The following is a 19156-nucleotide window of genomic DNA, read 5'->3' on the forward strand; positions in this document are numbered from 1 at the left end:
CGTGTGGGAGCTCATCAGCAGGCTGATGTCGTCGATTAAGGAGGTGATCCAGCCGCAGGTTCCCCTACGGCTACCTTGTTACGACTTCACCCCAGTCATGAATCACACCGTGGTAACCGTCCTCCCGAAGGTTAGACTAGCTACTTCTGGTGCAACCCACTCCCATGGTGTGACGGGCGGTGTGTACAAGGCCCGGGAACGTATTCACCGCGACATTCTGATTCGCGATTACTAGCGATTCCGACTTCACGCAGTCGAGTTGCAGACTGCGATCCGGACTACGATCGGTTTTGTGAGATTAGCTCCACCTCGCGGCTTGGCAACCCTCTGTACCGACCATTGTAGCACGTGTGTAGCCCAGGCCGTAAGGGCCATGATGACTTGACGTCATCCCCACCTTCCTCCGGTTTGTCACCGGCAGTCTCCTTAGAGTGCCCACCATAACGTGCTGGTAACTAAGGACAAGGGTTGCGCTCGTTACGGGACTTAACCCAACATCTCACGACACGAGCTGACGACAGCCATGCAGCACCTGTGTCAGAGTTCCCGAAGGCACCAATCCATCTCTGGAAAGTTCTCTGCATGTCAAGGCCTGGTAAGGTTCTTCGCGTTGCTTCGAATTAAACCACATGCTCCACCGCTTGTGCGGGCCCCCGTCAATTCATTTGAGTTTTAACCTTGCGGCCGTACTCCCCAGGCGGTCAACTTAATGCGTTAGCTGCGCCACTAAAATCTCAAGGATTCCAACGGCTAGTTGACATCGTTTACGGCGTGGACTACCAGGGTATCTAATCCTGTTTGCTCCCCACGCTTTCGCACCTCAGTGTCAGTATCAGTCCAGGTGGTCGCCTTCGCCACTGGTGTTCCTTCCTATATCTACGCATTTCACCGCTACACAGGAAATTCCACCACCCTCTACCGTACTCTAGCTTGCCAGTTTTGGATGCAGTTCCCAGGTTGAGCCCGGGGCTTTCACATCCAACTTAACAAACCACCTACGCGCGCTTTACGCCCAGTAATTCCGATTAACGCTTGCACCCTCTGTATTACCGCGGCTGCTGGCACAGAGTTAGCCGGTGCTTATTCTGTCGGTAACGTCAAAACACTAACGTATTAGGTTAATGCCCTTCCTCCCAACTTAAAGTGCTTTACAATCCGAAGACCTTCTTCACACACGCGGCATGGCTGGATCAGGCTTTCGCCCATTGTCCAATATTCCCCACTGCTGCCTCCCGTAGGAGTCTGGACCGTGTCTCAGTTCCAGTGTGACTGATCATCCTCTCAGACCAGTTACGGATCGTCGCCTTGGTGAGCCATTACCCCACCAACTAGCTAATCCGACCTAGGCTCATCTGATAGCGCAAGGCCCGAAGGTCCCCTGCTTTCTCCCGTAGGACGTATGCGGTATTAGCGTTCCTTTCGAAACGTTGTCCCCCACTACCAGGCAGATTCCTAGGCATTACTCACCCGTCCGCCGCTGAATCAAGGAGCAAGCTCCCGTCATCCGCTCGACTTGCATGTGTTAGGCCTGCCGCCAGCGTTCAATCTGAGCCATGATCAAACTCTTCAGTTCAATACTGCTTGGGTTTTTAAGAAACCCTAAACTTGGCTCAGCAATCTCAAATGACTATGTGATTTCTCGCATGGTCACTTGTGATGCTGATAATCTTTCTGACTATCAGTCCATACTCACAAGCACCCACACGAATTGCTTGATTCGATTTGTTAAAGAGCGTTTGGTTAAGAGCTTTTCGTCTCAACCGAGGCGCGCATTCTACGCTTTCCTCATTTGCTGTCAAGCGTTTGTTTTGAAGTTTTTTTGAATCTGCTTTCTTTCAAAAGCCTTGAACTTCAACAACTTACCGCCTGCCTCGTTGCGTTCAACGCTGCGAGGAGGCGAATAATACGCGGTTTGAAATTTGAGTCAACACCTTGATCTAAAAAACTTCAAGATGCATTTTGCAGCCGCCCGGCAACTAAATGCATGAACCATCGCTCTGTAGATAAACACTCCGTGGAGGGCAATGGCATGAGCGATGCGCAGAGCGAGAAGACCCCTGGCCTGTCGGCTGATGAAGAGAAGGAAGTCAGCCATAACCAACCCCCGAGGGCGGCGGTTCTGCACGAGATCATTCGCTACCAGGGCGACCAGGAACTGGAGCGCACCCTCGCGGCGCTGTGGTGGTCGGCCCTGGCAGCAGGCCTGACCATGGGCCTTTCATTCATGGCCATGGGGCTGTTCTACGCTCGCCTGCCGGAGGGTGAGAGTGCCCAGGTTGTCGCCAGCATTGGCTACAGCGCAGGCTTTCTTGCGGTGATCCTGGCGCGTCAGCAACTGTTTACTGAAAACACCATCACAGCGGTGCTGCCGATCATGACAACGCCGACCTTCGCCAACCTCGGGCGCCTTTTGCGGCTGTGGGGCGTAGTGCTGGTCGGCAACCTGGCAGGCACCTTGCTGGTCGCCTGGGTCATGCTCGAACTACCCATTTTCGACAGCAAGACGGATGTCGCCTTCCTCGAGATCGGCCGCAAGGTGATGGAGAACGATATCAGCCAGATGTTCGCCAAGGGCATCGTATCGGGCTGGATGATAGCGACCATGGTGTGGATGATCCCGTCCATGGAGCACGCCAAGATCTGGATCATCCTGATGATCACCTACCTGATGGCCCTGGGCGACTTCACTCACATCGTCGTAGGCTCGGTCGAGGTGTCCTATCTGGTCTGGGCCGGAGACGAAACCTGGCGCAGCTTCTGGCTTGAGTTTGCCCTGCCGACCCTGGCCGGGAACATCATTGGAGGCAGCTTCATTTTCGCCCTGATCAGCCACGCGCAGGTGCGCAGCGACAGCGGCAAGCCACCTTCGCAGCTATTAAAGGATGAAAAAAAGTCTTCATTCGGCAAGCAGGACACCAAGCAATGACCTTCAGCGCACCGCCGCAGCAGGTTCAGGCCCGCCAATGGAATCCACCATGAGCATCGTGAGTGGCAAGCCCACAGGCACAAAAAAACACGCGGTCATCCATAGGGGCCGCATCAACCGTGAATTGGCTTGCAAGGTCATTCTTCGTCAATGGCAGACTGTTGAACACTATTGACGTGAGTTGTGCGATAAACGGCGACTCAGCAGAAGAACGACCACCATCATGGACAACCGCAGCGGCAAGGGACTTTCTTTCGTCAGGCGTATCTACCTGCCGCGCATGATCGGCCTGGGCATTGGCCTGTTCAGCGTCGCTGCAGCGGTCGCGCCACTTTCGCCCCCCACCTGGGCATGGTTGCTGCTGCTCTTCAACGGCTTGCTCTGGCCCCATGTGGCCTACCAGTGGGCACGGCGGTCGATTGCACCGTACCAGGCGGAACAGCGCAACCTGCTGCTGGATTCACTGATGGGTGGTTTCTGGACCGCAGCCATGCATTTCAACCCCCTGCCCTGCGTCACTGTGCTCTCGATGATGACCATGAACAATGTGGCCGCTGGCGGCAAGCGCTTGGTCATGCGAGGGCTAGTGGCGCAACTGGTCGGCATGCTGCTGGCCAGCGCACTGCTGGGCACAGGGCTGCAGCTCAACGCCACACCACTGCAGATCTTTGCCTGCCTGCCAATGCTGACACTCTATCCACTGGCCCTGGGCTGGGTGTGTTACCGCCTGGCGATCAAGCTCGCCGAGCACAAGCGCCGCCTTCGCGACCTGAGCCTGACCGACAGTCTGACCGGGCTGCTCAATCACGGTGCCTGGAAGGACCTGCTCCTGCTGCGCTTCCAGGCTTGCCAGAACTTGCAGATGCCATCAGTGATTGCCCTGATCGATATCGACCATTTCAAGACCATCAATGACACGTTCGGCCACGTGGTCGGCGATTGCGTGCTGCGAAAGATGAGCGATGAGCTCAGACGCAACCTGCGGGCGGGCGACCTGGCGGGGCGCTATGGTGGCGACGAATTTTGCGTGATTCTGCCCGATACCAGTGAGAGTGAGGCCAGGCAGGCCATGGAGCGTCTGCGCGAGCGCATCGTTTGCTACCGTGACCCACAACTGCCGCATTTGAAAATCAGCCTGAGTATCGGCATGTCAGCCTTCCGGGCAGACCTCCAATCCCCCGAACACTGGCTGGAAAAGGCCGACAAGGCACTCTATTGCGCCAAGCGACGCGGTCGCGATCAGGTCAATTTCGAACATGACGAGACCACGGCGCTTCAGCCGGTATCCCAGGCAGAATATCCTCGCTGACCGCCGTTGCGCTGTCAGCAGCGCAACGAGCGCTGCGCCAGAATTTCCGGCAGGTCAGTGCGCCGCAGATACTGGCGCAACGGTTCGCCAATATTCAGCCGATCGTCCACATGCTGCTCCAGCAGCAGCGCCAGGCGCTGCCGACACAGCGCCATGCGCGCGTCCTGTTCCGGCCGCCAGACGAATTCACTGCACGGGATGATGCTCTCGTCAGCCACGTCCATACCGAACGCGTCTTCGGAGAAACGCACGATATGGACGCCGCGTTTGCCATGAAAGCCGACAAAGCCTTTGAGCTGGTCGGCAGCACTGCAGATGTCCTGGGATGTGATGGCCATGTCGAAACCTCGCAAATGATTGGAAGTGACACACGCCAGGCGGGCAACGGTCGCCTCTACAGGGCGACGCGCCAGGCCAGCCTAGCTCAATCGCAGGCCGTTTTGCCAAGGTTTTTCGCCACTGGCCCAACCGCCCCGCTAGACTGATGCGCTACCCTATTCCGTCGCCAATTTTGGGACCGTTCATGACCAACGCCATCAGCGCCGATATCGCCACCATCGGACGCATCAGTGCCGTGCCCGCCATCCTTCAGGTCATCTGCGAATCCAGCGGCATGCGTTTCGCCGCCGTGGCACGGGTTACCGAATGCAACTGGACTGCCTGCGCCGTACTCGACAACCTGGGCTTTGGCCTTGAGGTGGGCGGCGAGCTCGAGGTGGCAACCACGTTGTGCCACGAGATTCGCAGCTCTCACCAGACCATCGTGATCGACAAGGCCAGCGAGGATGAACGCTACTGCCGGCACCAAACGCCGCAGCGCTATCGCTTCGAAAGCTACATATCCGTGCCGGTGTTCCGCACAGATGGCCGCTTCTTCGGCACCATTTGCGCCCTGGACCCGAATCCGGCCTCGCTCAAAGGCCAATCAATCCAGCCCATGATGGAGTCGTTCGCACGCTTGCTGGCCATCCAGATCGAGAGTGAGGAGAGTGCCCAGCACACCGAGAGCGCCCTGCGCGAGGAACGGGCGATGGCCGAAGTGCGCGAACAGTTCATCGCGGTGCTAGGCCATGATCTGCGCAATCCGCTGTTTGCCATCACCGCAGGCGCCGAACTGCTGACTCAGCGCCTGGACGAGGACAAGAACCGCGCGATCGCCCGCCACATTCACACTTGCGGGCAGCGGGCTTCACAGCTTGTGCGCGACGTGCTGGATTTCGCCCGAGGCCGGCTCGGCAGCGGCATCCCATTGAACCTGCAGCCCTGCCCGGACCTGTCCGAAGGCCTCATGCATGTCGCTGCAGAACTGCAGCACGTACACCCACAGCGGCAGATCGTCCTGCAGGTCGGTGATATCGGCGGCCTGTACTGTGACCGCGAACGGGTGACCCAGCTACTCTCCAACCTTATCGCCAACGCGCTGACCCATGGTGCGCCTGACGGGCCGGTGACGGTCAGGGCGGCGATTGCCGATGAGGAGTTCGTGCTTAGCGTGCACAACAACGGGCACCCCATCGCCCCACAAACCCTGAACCAATTGTTCCAGCCCTTCACCAGGCCTCTGTCTGCGGCGCCAAGACAGGGGCTTGGCCTTGGCCTTTATATAGCCAATCAGATTGCCCTGGCCCATGGCGGACGCATGGAGGTCATCTCCGATGAGCAACGCGGCACGCTATTCAGCTTTCACTTGCCGGCCAATGCCTGAGGCAGATGCCGGGGCCGTCGACAATCAGCCTGTCATGCATTGCCCATGATCACTCGGGCGAATCCTCGTGAACCTGCACACTGGCCGTCATCCCCGCACTGAGGTTCATGCCTTCGGGAATGTCGTCCAGCCTGATGCGCACAGGTATCCGCTGGGCCAGCCTTACCCAGTTGAAGGTTGGCTCAACCTCCGGCAACAACTGGCTGTCAGGGTTACTGTTACTGTCGGTGATACCCCGGCTGATGCTTTCCACATGCCCCTGCATGGCCTCTCCTGCCCCCATCAGCCAGACCTTCACCGAATCGCCCACGCGTATGCGCGGCAATTTGGTTTCCTCGAAGTAGGCCTGGATAAAAAAGGTCGAGTCATCCACCAGGGCCATTACCGACTGGCCGGCATTCACATAGTTGCCCTGAGCCAGGCGCAAGTTGGTGATGTGCCCACTGCGGGGGGCTCGCACTTCACTGCGCGCAAGGTTGATTTTCGCCACCTGTAACTGAGCTTGCGCCTCATGCAACTCACCGCGGGCAATGGCGGCATTGATTTGCGCGTTTTCGCGCAGCTCGGCACTGATCGCCCCGGGCCCCAATGCCGTGCGCCGCGCAGCTTCGCGCTCGCGCAGGTGCAACTGCTGGGCACGCGTTTCTGCCACAGCGCTGGCCTGATCGAACGCGGCCTGGAAGCGCTCACGATCTATGCTCATCAACAGGTCGCCAGCCTTGACCCGCTGGTTGTCCTGCACCTTGAGCTCACGCACCCAGCCGGACACGTCGGGCGCGATGACCACTACGTCGGCCCGCACCCGTGCATCACGTGTCCATGGGGTGAGCATGTAGTACTGCCAGAGTTTATAGCCGGCCAGAACGGCGATGGCGACCACGCAGAGGGTCACCAGGGAACGGACGACAGCACGCATCGAATCACTCCTTACAAAGGCCCCAGCAGGCGGACTACCAGGTACAGCACACAAACGAACAGCGCTGCGTCGAACAGCGCTTCATGCCAGATCCAGCGCCCCAACGGCGTGGCGTGCACGACAAGGCGCAACAAACCGGTAAGCACCAGGGCCATCAGCACATAGATCAGAAAAGGGCTGAGCAGCACGCCGCCCAACGCCCACTCACGCAACCCCATGGGCTTCCTCCTGCCAGCGGCACCACTTGCCCCAGCTTTTCTGCAACTGCAATACCGCCCCTTCGGCCAGGCGTAACGGGTCACTCGACGGCAGGCGTTGCAGCGCCGCGATGAATCGCTCGCTGGCGGCATCCAGGCGCTGCCCTCGTCCGGCTGCCGGCCCGCTGGCCAGGGCTGTCTCCAGTTGCTGCAGATATTCACGTTCGGCATCACCCAGCGGCGCCTGGGCGACTGCCAGGCACATGCGCAAATGCAGCAGTTCGTCGCCGATGTCCAGGCCATGCAGGCCATCGTCCCAACGCTTGCGTTCGGCCTCGGGCAGCTCGCCGGCGTGCCGTGCCAATTGCATCAGACGGTCGGCCATGCGCCCGCCAAACCAGCTGTCGGCACCTCGCAGGTCGCGCCGGGCCAGGCGCACCAGGTCGCTTTGGGTCGCCGCGCGCAGGCGCCGGCCAAGCCAGGCCGGGTGGCGGAACACCAGCAGGCGAAACGCCATGACCGCCGCACCTACACCCACCAGCATGGCCAGCGCACTGTTGAGCATGCTCGCCACACCGAACTGCATGGCATTGAGCGGCGACACCAGTACGATGAAGTGCAGGCAATAAGAAGTCGCCGTGGCCCCGGTGCGCGGGTGAGCCATACCCATAGCCCCAAAGAACAGAGGTACGCCCATCCCCAGGCAAAGCATTGCAAAACTGCTCCACTGCGGCAGGATGATCTGCCCCACCAGCAATGCCGTCGGGATCGCCAGCAGGATGCCACGCAAGAAGCTCAGCCCGATCTGCGCACCATTTTCACGGCTGGCGAACAGGCTGCAGACCACACACGTCAACACCAGGCCACCGGGCGCAGAGGGCCAGGCAGTGGCGAGCCAGAAACCACTCATCACCAAAAATGCCAGCGCACTGCGTGAACCGAACAGCAACGCCAGCGACCAGTCGCGGTGGGCAGCCAGCCCCTGCGCCACATCCTTCGGCGCCCTGCCCACTTCGACATCATCGAGTGCCTGGGTGGCAGCCATGGCGTAGTCCAGTAGCAGGGTCATGCGGGCCAGGCAAAAATGCTCGGCAGAGCTGATCTGCTCGTCATGCGCGGCGTCCCAGATGCGCTGACGCAACAACAACAGGCTCGGCTGATCGGGCTTGGCCAACAGGGCGCGCACTTCTTCCAGCCATGGGCCAAGACGCAGGGTTTGCTGCTCATCCAGTTGCCGCCACTGGCGACGCACCGAGCGTGAGATCCGCAGCAGCACCATCAGTTTCTGGCTCAGGCCACGAATGGCCCTTGCCCGCTGGCGCCCACGCGGGCCTTCGAACCAGGCATGTTCGCGCTGGGTATCGATGGCAACGATACGCCCCAGGATCTCCAGCAGGCCTTCGCGCGCTTGGTCTTCACCGCCAAGCATGGCACTGGCCGTCTGGAAACCGCTGTGCCAGGCCTGGCGCGCCTGCCCGGCAAGTTGCTGCTCCACGCGCATCGGCCAAAGCAACGCGCTGGTGGCCGTTGCACAGAAGATCCCCAGGCAGATCTCGGTACAGCGCGCCACCGCCTGATCGAACACTTGCAGGGGCTTGTCGATCGCGGGCAAGGCAATGATCGCTGCGGTGTAGCCGGCCAGCACGAAGGCATAAGCCCAGGCGCTTCGCAGTTGGGTCGAAGCCGCGGTACACAGGGCCAGCCACAACGCCAGCGTGATGAGAAAAAGCCATGGCGTCTGCGCGAACAGGCCGATGAACAGCACTGACATGAAGGTGCCGACCAAGGTCCCGGCCAAGCGAGCAAGGCCCTTCTGTATCACCATGCCCGACAGGGGTTGGGCCACGATGAACGCGGTCATCAGCGCCCAGGCCGGCTGCTCCAGCCCCCAGCGCATGGCCAGCCACAGGGCAAGGCCGCCGCCAAGCAGGGTTTTGATGGCGAATTTGATGGCGAGGCTGCTGGGTGCGAACAGGGCCTGGAAGGTGATGGGCACGAAACGGACCTGGCGGGGGATGATCTGGTAAACGATAGACAATGAAGGGAAGGATAATGCTGAAACAAATAATTAGCTAGCTAATCATCTTTAGGCGCTGTCATATCAACCGATCAAGGCAAAAAAAAATGGGCGACCGAAGTCGCCCTAAATGCCTTGCGTGCCCGTGAACCTGGAAGGTCAGCGCGGCTTGCGCTTGTTCGAGTCCTTCCAGATGAAAATGCCAAGACCGGCAAAGAATGCGAACATCAACCCGACCGTTACCACACCAGCGATAACCACATTGTCGAAGAACATGTTGGCCTCCCGATTCGTTTGCCGTTGTCCGATGGATGCAAGGTAACGAATACGGGGGACGGGGAAATTGATCGAGGTCAATGGTGCCCGGAGCCGGGCACGCGAGGCGGGTGCAGGGTTGACCTGCGTCAAGTTTCAGCGCTTCTTGGGCTTGTTCTTGGGCTTCTTTTTCTTCGCCTTGCCCAGCGGCATGGCTTGCTCGAACGCCTGACGCACTTCGTTCAGGCGCTTTTCCTTGAGGTCGTGCACGCGCTTGGCACGTTCGGCATCGAAGTCGATGAGGTTGTCTTGGCTCATGGGCGGGCTCGAGGATCAACAGAGACTTGCATGATGCCGCCAGGCGTTGGCCATGACCAGCCCTGCGGCACAGGGCGCCTAGACTTCGATATCGACCAGCAGGCCCTGGCGCGGCTGCTCGCCCATGAGCGGGGCCACCGGTACGGTGTTGTCGCCGTTGACTTCTTCACCCGGCAAGGCACTGTAGCGCTCGTCGCCACCCTGTTTATTACGCCGCTGCTGCCGGCGCTGCTCCTCACGCAGCAGCAAGACCTGCTCCTGCGGGTCGCGTTGCTGCTTGAGGTCAATGGCGCTCTCCCCTGAGGCAGGCTGCGTGGGGACCACGGGCTTGATGTCCGGGGTCGGCTTGACCGGGTCCTGTTGCGAGGTCACTGGGGCGGCACTGAGCGGAATGATCGGCGGCAGCATGAGAATTCTCCTGTGCCCAGTGTATCGGCCGGTTGTCACCCGCCTTGAGGGTCGGCGAATAGGGTAATGCGGCCGAAACCGGCCACGTCATGCCAGTATAGACAGCAGCTATGGAGCTTCGTTGTCAGGGTCGTCATCACTTGGCGGGCTGGCCTCGCTCCAAGGGCGCTTGAAGACCTGCTGCCAGACGGCGTTCATGTGCTCGCGCAGCACTGGCGCCGCGTTCTTCAGCGAGGCACTGTCCTCGCGCTCACCGCCGATCGGGTCTTCGCCTGCCGGGGTGATCAGCGACTGCCCAGTGATGGTGTAACTGGCCTGGCCCTCACGCATCTCGATGGCAATGTCATGCGGGTCGATGCCGCCGCCACAGAACGAATGGCTGGCCACCGTCACCTCGGCGATGCCGTCCTTGTTCAGGTCACCTACATCGCTGACATCGTTGTAGAAGTCGACATCGAGGTCCAGGCCAGGGCAGGTGGTTTCCTGCTCGATCTGCCAGCGCGGCTTGAACCCGTCGCCCTCGGTGGCTCGCCCGTACAGCGTGGCCTTGAGTTCTACCTTGTCCACTTCCTGCTCGGACTCGGCATCGACCGCCTGGCCATCGCTGCGGCTGAGCACCAGCAGGCCTTCACCGTCACGGTCACGGAAATGCACGCTCTTGATCGGCGTCTGCACACCCAGCACCTCGAGTTGCTCCACCGGGATCGCCGGCAGGCTTTCGAAGTTTTTCTGCTCGCAAGCGGCCAGCAGCGCGAGGCTGCCCACGGCCAGAGAGGCGTTCAACCAGCGGTGCTTGAGCGGCATGGCGTGCGTAGCCCTCATCGGCAAGACGGTGTTCTGCGATGAAACAGCTAGACTCTTGGACTTCAACTCTATGGTCCGCCGGGCCTATCCGTTAACATAGCCGGCTTTTCATCGCGGGAGTTCAGGCAGTATGGCGCAGCAGTATCAACCGGGGCAACGCTGGATCAGTGACAGCGAAGCGGAGCTCGGCCTGGGGACCATCCTGGCCCAGGATGGCCGCTTGCTGACCGTGCTCTACCCGGCCACTGGCGACACCCGCCAGTATTCCCTGCGCAATGCGCCGCTGACCCGCGTGCGCTTCTCGCCAGGTGACCAGATCACCCACTTCGAAGGCTGGAAGCTGACGGTACGCGAAGTCGAGGACATCGACGGGCTGATGGTCTACCACGGCCTCGACGGCCAGAACCAGCCGCGCACCCTGCCGGAAACCCAGCTGTCGAATTTCATCCAGTTCCGCCTGGCCAGCGACCGTCTGTTCGCCGGTCAGATCGACCCGCTGTCCTGGTTCAGCCTGCGCTACAACACGCTGCAGCACACCAGCAAGCAGGTCCAGTCGTCGCTGTGGGGCCTGGGAGGCTGCCGCGCGCAGCCGATCGCCCACCAGTTGCACATCGCCCGCGAAGTGGCGGACCGCAGCGCACCTCGCGTACTGCTGGCCGACGAAGTGGGCCTGGGCAAAACCATCGAAGCCGGCCTGGTGATCCACCGCCAGTTGCTGACCGGGCGTGCCAACCGCGTGCTGATCCTGGTACCGGAAAACCTCCAGCACCAATGGCTGGTGGAAATGCGTCGGCGCTTCAACCTGCAGGTGGCACTGTTCGACGCCGAACGTTTCATTGAAAGCGACGCCAGCAACCCGTTCGAGGACGCCCAGTTGGCATTGGTCGCCCTGGAGTGGCTGGTCGAGGACGAAAAGGCTCAGGACGCGCTGTTCGCCGCAGGCTGGGACCTGATGGTGGTCGATGAAGCCCACCACCTGGTATGGCACGAAGACAAGGCCAGCACCGAATACAGCCTGGTCGAGCAACTGGCCCAGGTCATCCCGGGCGTACTGTTGCTCACCGCCACCCCCGAGCAGCTTGGTCAGGACAGTCACTTCGCCCGCCTGCGCCTGCTCGACCCCAATCGCTTCCATGACCTGGCAGCCTTCCGTGCCGAAAGCGAGCACTATCGCCCGGTGGCTGAAGCCGTACAGGAACTGCTCGACGAAGGCCGCCTGTCACCCAAGGCCCACGCCACCATCCAGGGTTTCCTGGGTGCCGAGGGCGAAGCCCTGCTGGCTGCAGTCAGCGATGGCGACAGCCAGGCCAGCGCCCGCCTGATCCGCGAGCTGCTCGACCGCCATGGCACTGGCCGCGTCCTGTTCCGCAACACCCGTGCGGCCATCCAGGGTTTCCCGGAGCGCGAACTGCACCCTTACCCGCTGCCAATGCCGGAACAGTACCGCGACCTGCCAGCCGGCGAGCACGCCGAGCTGTACCCGGAAGTCGCGTTCCAGGCACAAGGTGAAGTCAGCGACGAAGAGCGCTGGTGGCGTTTCGACCCTCGCGTCGACTGGCTGATCGACACCCTGAAGATGCTCAAGCGCACCAAGGTTCTGGTGATCTGCGCCCACGCCGAAACCGCCATGGACCTGGAAGACGCGCTGCGCGTGCGCTCCGGCATTCCGGCCTCGGTGTTCCATGAAGGCATGAGCATCCTTGAGCGCGACCGCGCCGCAGCCTATTTCGCCGACGAAGAGTTCGGCGCCCAGGTGCTGATCTGCTCCGAGATCGGCAGCGAAGGGCGCAACTTCCAGTTCGCCCACCACCTGGTGATGTTCGACCTGCCGGCCCACCCGGACCTGCTCGAGCAGCGCATCGGCCGCCTTGACCGGATCGGTCAGAAGCACGTCATTCAGTTGCACATCCCCTACCTGCAGGAAGGCCCGCAAGAGCGCCTGTTCCAGTGGTACCACGAAGCACTCAACGCCTTCCTCAACACCTGCCCGACCGGCAACGCCCTGCAGCACCAGTTCGGCCCGCGCCTGCTGCCGATGCTCGAAGGCGGGGACAGCAAGGCCTGGGATGCCCTGGTAGCCGAAGCCAAAGGTGAGCGTGAACGCCTGGAAGCAGAACTGCACAGCGGCCGCGACCGCCTGCTGGAGCTCAACTCCGGCGGTGCCGGCGAAGGCCAGGCGCTGGTCGAGGACATCCTTGAGCAGGACGACCAGTTCGCTCTGCCGATCTACATGGAAACCCTGTTCGACGCCTTTGGCATCGACAGCGAAGACCACTCGGAAAACGCCCTCATCCTCAAGCCGAGCGAGAAGATGCTCGACGCCAGCTTCCCGCTGGGCGATGACGAAGGCGTCACCATCACCTACGACCGTGGCCAGGCGCTGTCGCGCGAAGACATGCAGTTCCTCACCTGGGAACACCCGATGGTGCAGGGCGGCATGGACCTGGTACTGTCCGGTTCGATGGGCAACACCGCCGTCGCGCTGATCAAGAACAAGGCGCTCAAGCCTGGCACCGTGCTGCTTGAACTGCTGTTCGTCAGCGAGGTGGTGGCGCCGCGCAGCCTGCAACTGGGCCGCTACCTGCCGCCTGCGGCGCTGCGCTGCCTGCTCGATGCCAACGGCAACGACCTGGCCTCGCGCGTGGCCTTCGAAACGCTCAACGAGCAGCTCGAAAGCGTGCCTCGGGCCAGCGCCAACAAGTTCGTACAGGCCCAGCGTGATGTGCTGGCCAAGCGCATCAGTGGCGGTGAAGCCAAGATCATGCCGACCCACGTCGAGCGTGTGGCAGAGGCGCAACGCCGCTTGGCCGCCGAAGCCGACGAAGAACTGGCGCGCCTGACCGCTCTGAAAGCCGTCAACCCGAGCGTACGCGACAGCGAAATCGACGCCCTGCGCAAGCAGCGCGAAGATGGCCTGGCAATGCTCGAAATGGCCGCACTGCGCCTGGAGGCGATCCGCGTGCTGGTGGCTGGCTAAGACTGGATTGCAGCCATTGGGGAGGTGCCCATGCACCTCCCCTCTCCTTTATACCCGCGCGTTATCACCCCAATAACCAAATCGTTGCAATCAAAGAGCCATTACCCCGGAAGGTTTAAACACCCGTTCCTATACTCCTTTCTGGATAGTCTCCTTGGGGGTTGATTGGAGACCAGTGCGAACTCGACCATGGGGCAAGCAATGGAATGGCTGGGACTGCAACTGTTCTCCGATGTGCCGGCTAGCGGTAGCATCGTCATCGACTGCCGTCATGAACCACTACTGATCCTGATCGCCTTCGCTGTGGCCAGCGCTGCCTGCTTTGCCACCCTGGACATGGCCGAGCGCCAATCCCACAGCGAACAACCGGCTGCCCAGAGGCAATGGCGCATGCTGGGTGCTTGCTGCCTGGCTGGAGGGATCTGGGCGATGCATTTCATCAGCATGCTGGCGTTCAGGGCACCGCTGGAAATGCACTACGACGCCTCACTGAGCGGCCTTTCGCTGCTGATTGCACTGGGTGTGGCCTGGATGGCGATGACCAGCCTCGATCGCGAGCGCATGGGGTCGCAGCATTACCTGCAAAGCGCCATGCTGATCGGCCTGGGTATCATCCTCATGCATTTTGTCGGCATGGCGGCGTTGCAGACCGGGGCCAAGCAGTACTACCAGACCGAACTGTTGCTGGCCAGCACGGCCATCGCACTGCTGACCAGCCTGGCCGCACTGCTGATGGCCCGCTACTTCCGCAACGGCAGCGGCACTGTGCATCAAGCCCTGAAATATGGCGCGAGCCTGCTCATGGCCGGCGGCATCGTTGCCACCCATTTCACCGCAATGGCCGCGATGACGCTGGTCATTCCTGCCGACACCGCCCTGCGCTTGCCCTCAGCCGACAACAGCCTGCAACTGGGCCTGACCGTCGCCTTCATCACCCTGCTGATCAGTGCAAGCAGCATCAGCGCTGCCTTGGCCGACAAAAAGCTGCAGAGCAAGGAACACGACCTGCGCAGGGTGAATATGCTGCTCAGCCAACTGGACCAGGCCCGCGCCTCTTTGCAGCAAGCCGCTCACTACGATGCACTGACCAGCCTGGTCAACCGCCGAGGTTTCAACCAGGTGTTCGCCGAACGTCTGGCCGAACAGAACCCCGAAGTGCACCGCCTGGCGGTGATGTTCCTAGACATCGACCATTTCAAAAGGATCAACGACAGCCTCGGCCATGACGCCGGTGACCAACTGCTCAAGGTGATCGCCAGCCATATCAAAGCGGCCACACGCAGCCACGACCTGGTGGCACGCTTCGGCGGCGACGAGTTCTGCGTGGTTACCAGCCTCAATGGGCCTGACGAAGCTCGCCATCTGGCGCAGCGCATCATGCAGCGCATGAAGGACCCCATCGACCTGGGCGGGCGGCGCATGGTCATGACCACCAGCATCGGCGTCAGCATTTACCCCGACGACGGCCTCACCGCTGAAGAGCTGCTCAAGCACGCCGACCTTGCCCTCTATCAATCCAAGGGCAGCGGGCGCAACAGCCTGCACTTTTTCAACAGCGGCCTGAAAAATCGCGCCACCCTTGAACTGCAACTCGAAGAAGAACTGCGCATCGCCTTGCTTGAAGAGCGTGGGCTGCGCGTGCATTACCAGCCCATCTACGATCTGCGTACCGGACAGGTAGCCAAGCTTGAAGCGCTGGTACGCTGGCAGCACCCCCAGCATGGGCTGCTGAGCCCGGACCGGTTCATCGGCATTGCCGAAGCCAACGGCCTGATCGTCGACCTGGACCTGTGGGTGTTGCGCCACGCCTGTGATGACCTGGCGCAGTTGCATCGCCATGGCTTCGCCGACCTCAAGCTCACGGTCAACTGCTCAGCGGTGACACTGGGCCATGACGGGTTGCCCAAAGAAGTGGAAATGGCACTGTTCCAAGCGGGCCTGGCACCTAGACACCTGGAACTTGAGGTCACCGAGAATGCCCTGATGGGTGACATCCAGCGCACGCTCAGCCTGCTCAAGCGAATTCGTGGCCAAGGTGTCAGCCTTTCGATCGATGACTTCGGCACAGGGTACTCGTCACTGGCTTACCTCAAGCGCCTGCCTCTGGACGTCCTCAAGATCGACCGTAGCTTTCTTCAGGACGTGCCTGCCAGCCTGAAGGACCGTGAGATCGTCCAGGCGATCATCGCAATGGCCCATACCCTGCATCTTCAGGTGGTCAGCGAGGGTGTAGAAACTGTCGAGCAGCATGAGTTTCTGGCCGCCAACGGCTGCGACTACCTGCAGGGCTACCTGCTCAGCCGGCCGGTACCGCTGGCGGACCTGCGGCCGATCCTGGAACGGCTCGACCGCCAGGAAGAAGCCTTCAGCGCTTGTTGCGATACAGCTCTACCAGGGTCGCCGGATCTTTTTGCAGATAACCCTGGCTACCGTGCAGGCGCATCAATTGCGCGGCGAGGCCACTGAGGGGGGTCGCCGTGCCCTGTTCGCGGGAGAACTTGACCGCACCGTCGAGGTCCTTGAGCAGCGTGCGCACATGCCATTTCACCGGTTCGAAACGGCTTTCGGCCATCTGCGGTGCCAGGATCTGCAGCGGCCTGGAGTCGGCAAAACCACCGGCCAGGGCTTGGGCGATGAGCGTTGCGTCCACACCTGACTGCTCGGCCAACGCCACGACTTCAGCAACCACCAAGGCATTGCAGGCCACGATCATCTGATTGCAGGCCTTGGTCACCTGCCCCGCCCCCACCCCGCCCATGTGCGTGACCCGCTGGCCAAGGGTAAGCAATACCGGGCGCGCTCGTTCCAGGTCGGCAACCTCGCCGCCGACCATGATCGCCAGGCTGCCGGCCTCGGCGCCCGGCGTGCCACCGGAGACGGGCGCATCCAGCCACGCCATGCCACACAGGGCGGCCAGTTCGGCAGCCATCTCGCGGGTAGCGGTCGGCTCAAGGCTGGACAAGTCGACCAGCAGTTGCCCGCTACGCCCACCCTGGGCGATACCCTGCTCGCCGAAAACCACCTCGCGTACCACCTCCGTATCGGCCAGGCACAGCAGCACCATGTCGCTGCCCCGGCACAACCCGGCAGGGTCGGCAGCCAGCTGCGCGCCAGCCGCGACCAGCTCGGCACACTTTTCCGGGCTGCGGTTCCAGACGGTCAGCGGGTAACCTGCGGCCAGCAGGCGCCGACACATCGGCAGCCCCATCAGACCAATCCCGGCGAATCCAAGCGAAGGCAGTTCAGTGCTCATAACGACTCCTGGCAAATCCGATAGTTATCCGGGCCGTACCACGGCCCCATTACGCATCCCGTAAACTGTTACCGCCACGCCGAATTGTTACCTACCTCCACCCCACCTGAACGCCATCGAGCACCAGAATGGGGCGGCTGCGCATTTTCGCGCACCAAAATCATCCGGCGGATTTGGCGCTCTTCACCTGAATCACGATGAACGGCGAAACCACCACCGCCCATATCTCTGGATCGCGGGTTTGCAGGTCGAGCGCCTGTTCGGCCGTGACAGGGCCCACGGTGCCATCATCACGCCACTTGGCGAACATCTCGCTGCGATTCTGCGCCATCACTTCGGCAACCGCTATCAAGTCCAGGCTGGGGTCGACCCAAATCAGGTCACCCTTTGCCCAAAAACGCTCCAATGCCTTCCACTCGATAGTTGCCGTCTCGCCGAGCAATTTGGCATAGAGGGTGCTTGTTTGATCAGTCATGGGTTTTTACCGCAAATATCGGCCAATAAAAAAGGCCGGCATTTTTGCAGAAAAACCCGGTTTCAAATATGTAATTTGGTCGATTGGCCCAGAACTTGTGGGGTAGGGCCGAAGATGCAGGCGATGTAATGGCGCCTTTCTGTATCTTTGTGTCGATCATGCGACAACCCGCGAAACAGGCGCTTTTCGCCCGCTTTTCAAGCGCTCGGGCAGCGCTCTACACTGTACCGGTACAGTTCCGGGACATGTTCCGGGGGAAGGTGGGCATGCAGTGTGGCGTGGCCATACCGCAAATCCCGCCCGGTCTGTAGCCCTGGCCGCCAGGACTATAAGAATTACAACAGAATGAGTGGAGCACTATGATCAAGATTTCCAAGCTGTTCGCCGCAATGGTACTGGCCGGGGTAGCCAGCCATTCGTTTGCCGCCGATACCATCAAGATCGGCATCGCCGGTCCGAAAACCGGTCCTGTGACCCAGTACGGCGACATGCAGTTCATCGGCGCAAAACAGGCCATCAAGGACATCAACGCCAAGGGCGGCGTCGATGGCAAAATGCTTGAAGCCAAGGAATACGACGACGCGTGCGACCCTAAACAGGCCGTGGCAGTCGCCAACAAAGTGGTCAACGACGGCGTCAAGTTCGTCATCGGCCACCTGTGCTCCAGCTCCACCCAGCCAGCGTCCGACATCTACGAAGACGAAGGCGTGATCATGATCACCCCGGCCGCCACCAGCCCGGAAATCACCGCCCGTGGTTACAAGCTGATCTTCCGCACCATCGGCCTGGACAGCGCCCAAGGCCCTGCGGCCGGCAACTACATCGCCGACCACGTCAAGCCGAAGGTCGTTGCAGTGCTGCACGACAAGCAGCAGTACGGTGAAGGCATCGCCACCGCCGTCAAGCAGACCCTGGAAGGCAAAGGCACCAAGGTTGCCGTCTTCGAAGGCCTGAACGCCGGTGACAAGGACTTCTCCTCGATCATCCAGAAGCTCAAGCAGAACAACGTCGACTTCGTCTACTACGGCGGCTACCACCCAGAGCTGGGTCTGATCCTGCGCCAGGCTCAGGAAAAAGGCCTGAAAGCCAAGTTCATGGGGCCAGAAGGCGTAGGCAACGACTCGATCTCGCAGATCGCCCAGAACGCCTCCGAAGGCCTGCTGGTCACCCTGCCGAAGTCGTTCGACGCCGACCCTGAGAACAAGGCCATCGTCGATGCCATCAAGGCTGACGGCAAGGACCCGAGCGGTCCGTTCGTGTTCCCGGCCTACTCCGCCGTGGAGCTGATCGCCAAAGGCATCGAGGCTGCCAAGTCCGAAGACACCGACAAGGTGGCAGCCGCCATCCACGCCGGCTCGTTCAAGACCCCGACCGGCACGCTGTCGTACGACGAAAAAGGCGACCTCAAAGACTTCAAGTTCGTGGTCTACGAATGGCACTTCGGCAAGCCGAAGACCGAAGTCTCCCCTCAGTAACTGCGTGACTGAATAGCTGACCGTAAAAGCCCACTGTGCGAGCAGTGGGCTTTGTTTTACGAGGTTCATGGACCTGATTCCCGCGATCCGGGGGCCGGTTCACCTGAAAATCTTAAAACCG

17 protein-coding genes and 1 rRNA gene are annotated in these 19156 nt (G+C 60.9%); 7 read left to right on the top strand and 11 right to left on the bottom strand.

Going from position 1 to position 19156, the window contains the following annotated elements:
- Positions 1-36: 36 nt before the first annotated feature.
- Positions 37-1573 (bottom strand): 16S ribosomal RNA (locus ACMGGN_RS16360).
- Positions 1574-2029: 456 nt separating this feature from the next.
- Here ACMGGN_RS16360 and ACMGGN_RS16365 point away from each other — a divergent pair.
- The 3 genes from ACMGGN_RS16365 to ACMGGN_RS16375 are packed head-to-tail and all read left to right on the top strand — an operon-like array spanning position 2030 to position 4235.
- Positions 2030-2926 (top strand): formate/nitrite transporter family protein, encoded by an 897-nt coding sequence (locus ACMGGN_RS16365; protein WP_414156129.1) that lies wholly within the window; start codon positions 2030-2032, stop codon positions 2924-2926.
- A gap of 49 nt (positions 2927-2975) precedes the next feature.
- Positions 2976-3101, top strand: coding sequence for a hypothetical protein (locus ACMGGN_RS16370; protein WP_261981954.1), 126 nt, complete (start codon positions 2976-2978; stop codon positions 3099-3101).
- Between the two features lie 48 nt (positions 3102-3149).
- Positions 3150-4235: a diguanylate cyclase gene (locus ACMGGN_RS16375; protein ID WP_115273745.1), complete on the top strand. Its 1086-nt coding sequence runs from the start codon at positions 3150-3152 to the stop codon at positions 4233-4235.
- A gap of 14 nt (positions 4236-4249) precedes the next feature.
- Here the strand turns inward: ACMGGN_RS16375 and ACMGGN_RS16380 are convergent, their stop codons facing one another.
- On the bottom strand, positions 4250-4573 hold the full coding sequence (locus tag ACMGGN_RS16380) for a DUF2025 family protein (RefSeq protein WP_115273744.1): 324 nt from the start codon (positions 4571-4573) through the stop codon (positions 4250-4252).
- A 185-nt stretch (positions 4574-4758) separates the two neighbouring features.
- Here ACMGGN_RS16380 and ACMGGN_RS16385 point away from each other — a divergent pair, with 185 nt between their 5' ends.
- Positions 4759-5940, top strand: a complete 1182-nt coding sequence (locus tag ACMGGN_RS16385) for a GAF domain-containing sensor histidine kinase (protein ID WP_115273743.1) — start codon at positions 4759-4761, stop codon at positions 5938-5940.
- A 49-nt stretch (positions 5941-5989) separates the two neighbouring features.
- Here ACMGGN_RS16385 and ACMGGN_RS16390 read toward each other — a convergent pair whose 3' ends face one another.
- From ACMGGN_RS16390 to ACMGGN_RS16420, 7 genes are all read right to left on the bottom strand, one after another.
- Entirely contained in the window at positions 5990-6856 is an 867-nt protein-coding gene (locus ACMGGN_RS16390; protein WP_414156130.1) for an efflux RND transporter periplasmic adaptor subunit, read from the bottom strand.
- Positions 6857-6867: 11 nt separating this feature from the next.
- Positions 6868-7074: a DUF1656 domain-containing protein gene (locus ACMGGN_RS16395; RefSeq protein WP_119688376.1), complete on the bottom strand. Its 207-nt coding sequence runs from the start codon at positions 7072-7074 to the stop codon at positions 6868-6870.
- The gene (locus ACMGGN_RS16400; RefSeq protein ID WP_346640839.1) at positions 7061-9049 is read right to left on the bottom strand and encodes an FUSC family protein; all 1989 of its coding nucleotides are present in this window, start codon (positions 9047-9049) and stop codon (positions 7061-7063) included. The genes ACMGGN_RS16395 and ACMGGN_RS16400 overlap by 14 nt, the downstream gene beginning before the upstream one ends.
- 180 nt (positions 9050-9229) lie before the next feature.
- Positions 9230-9346 carry a cytochrome c oxidase subunit CcoM gene (ccoM, locus tag ACMGGN_RS16405; RefSeq protein WP_008097462.1) on the bottom strand — a complete coding sequence of 39 codons (117 nt, stop codon included), beginning with the start codon at positions 9344-9346 and terminating at the stop codon, positions 9230-9232.
- A 135-nt stretch (positions 9347-9481) separates the two neighbouring features.
- Entirely contained in the window at positions 9482-9643 is a 162-nt protein-coding gene (locus ACMGGN_RS16410) for a hypothetical protein (protein WP_174142042.1), read from the bottom strand.
- A gap of 78 nt (positions 9644-9721) precedes the next feature.
- Complete coding sequence (locus ACMGGN_RS16415; protein WP_046787722.1) at positions 9722-10051, bottom strand: hypothetical protein; 330 nt, start codon at positions 10049-10051, stop codon at positions 9722-9724.
- A 108-nt stretch (positions 10052-10159) separates the two neighbouring features.
- Positions 10160-10855 (bottom strand): M949_RS01915 family surface polysaccharide biosynthesis protein, encoded by a 696-nt coding sequence (locus ACMGGN_RS16420; RefSeq protein WP_174142079.1) that lies wholly within the window; start codon positions 10853-10855, stop codon positions 10160-10162.
- Positions 10856-10985: 130 nt separating this feature from the next.
- On the opposite strand from ACMGGN_RS16420, the gene rapA reads away from it, so the two are divergent.
- Together rapA and ACMGGN_RS16430 are read left to right on the top strand one after the other, a co-directional pair.
- On the top strand, positions 10986-13832 hold the full coding sequence (gene rapA / locus ACMGGN_RS16425; protein WP_281870399.1) for an RNA polymerase-associated protein RapA: 2847 nt from the start codon (positions 10986-10988) through the stop codon (positions 13830-13832).
- Positions 13833-14033: 201 nt separating this feature from the next.
- Complete coding sequence (locus ACMGGN_RS16430; RefSeq protein ID WP_414156131.1) at positions 14034-16298, top strand: putative bifunctional diguanylate cyclase/phosphodiesterase; 2265 nt, start codon at positions 14034-14036, stop codon at positions 16296-16298.
- Here ACMGGN_RS16430 and ACMGGN_RS16435 read toward each other — a convergent pair.
- Together ACMGGN_RS16435 and ACMGGN_RS16440 are read right to left on the bottom strand one after the other, a co-directional pair.
- Positions 16198-17085 carry an NAD(P)-dependent oxidoreductase gene (locus tag ACMGGN_RS16435; protein WP_196997594.1) on the bottom strand — a complete coding sequence of 296 codons (888 nt, stop codon included), beginning with the start codon at positions 17083-17085 and terminating at the stop codon, positions 16198-16200. The two genes, ACMGGN_RS16430 and ACMGGN_RS16435, sit on opposite strands and share 101 nt — an antisense overlap.
- A gap of 160 nt (positions 17086-17245) precedes the next feature.
- Positions 17246-17560 (bottom strand): DUF2288 domain-containing protein, encoded by a 315-nt coding sequence (locus ACMGGN_RS16440; RefSeq protein ID WP_046787726.1) that lies wholly within the window; start codon positions 17558-17560, stop codon positions 17246-17248.
- A 359-nt stretch (positions 17561-17919) separates the two neighbouring features.
- Between ACMGGN_RS16440 and ACMGGN_RS16445 the strand changes: the two genes are divergently transcribed.
- The gene (locus ACMGGN_RS16445) at positions 17920-19035 is read left to right on the top strand and encodes a branched-chain amino acid ABC transporter substrate-binding protein (RefSeq protein WP_012313074.1); all 1116 of its coding nucleotides are present in this window, start codon (positions 17920-17922) and stop codon (positions 19033-19035) included.
- Positions 19036-19156: the final 121 nt, after the last annotated feature.

The organism is Pseudomonas sp. BNK-30 (assembly GCF_047456185.1).
In the GTDB taxonomy this organism is placed as follows: domain Bacteria; phylum Pseudomonadota; class Gammaproteobacteria; order Pseudomonadales; family Pseudomonadaceae; genus Aquipseudomonas; species Aquipseudomonas putida_E.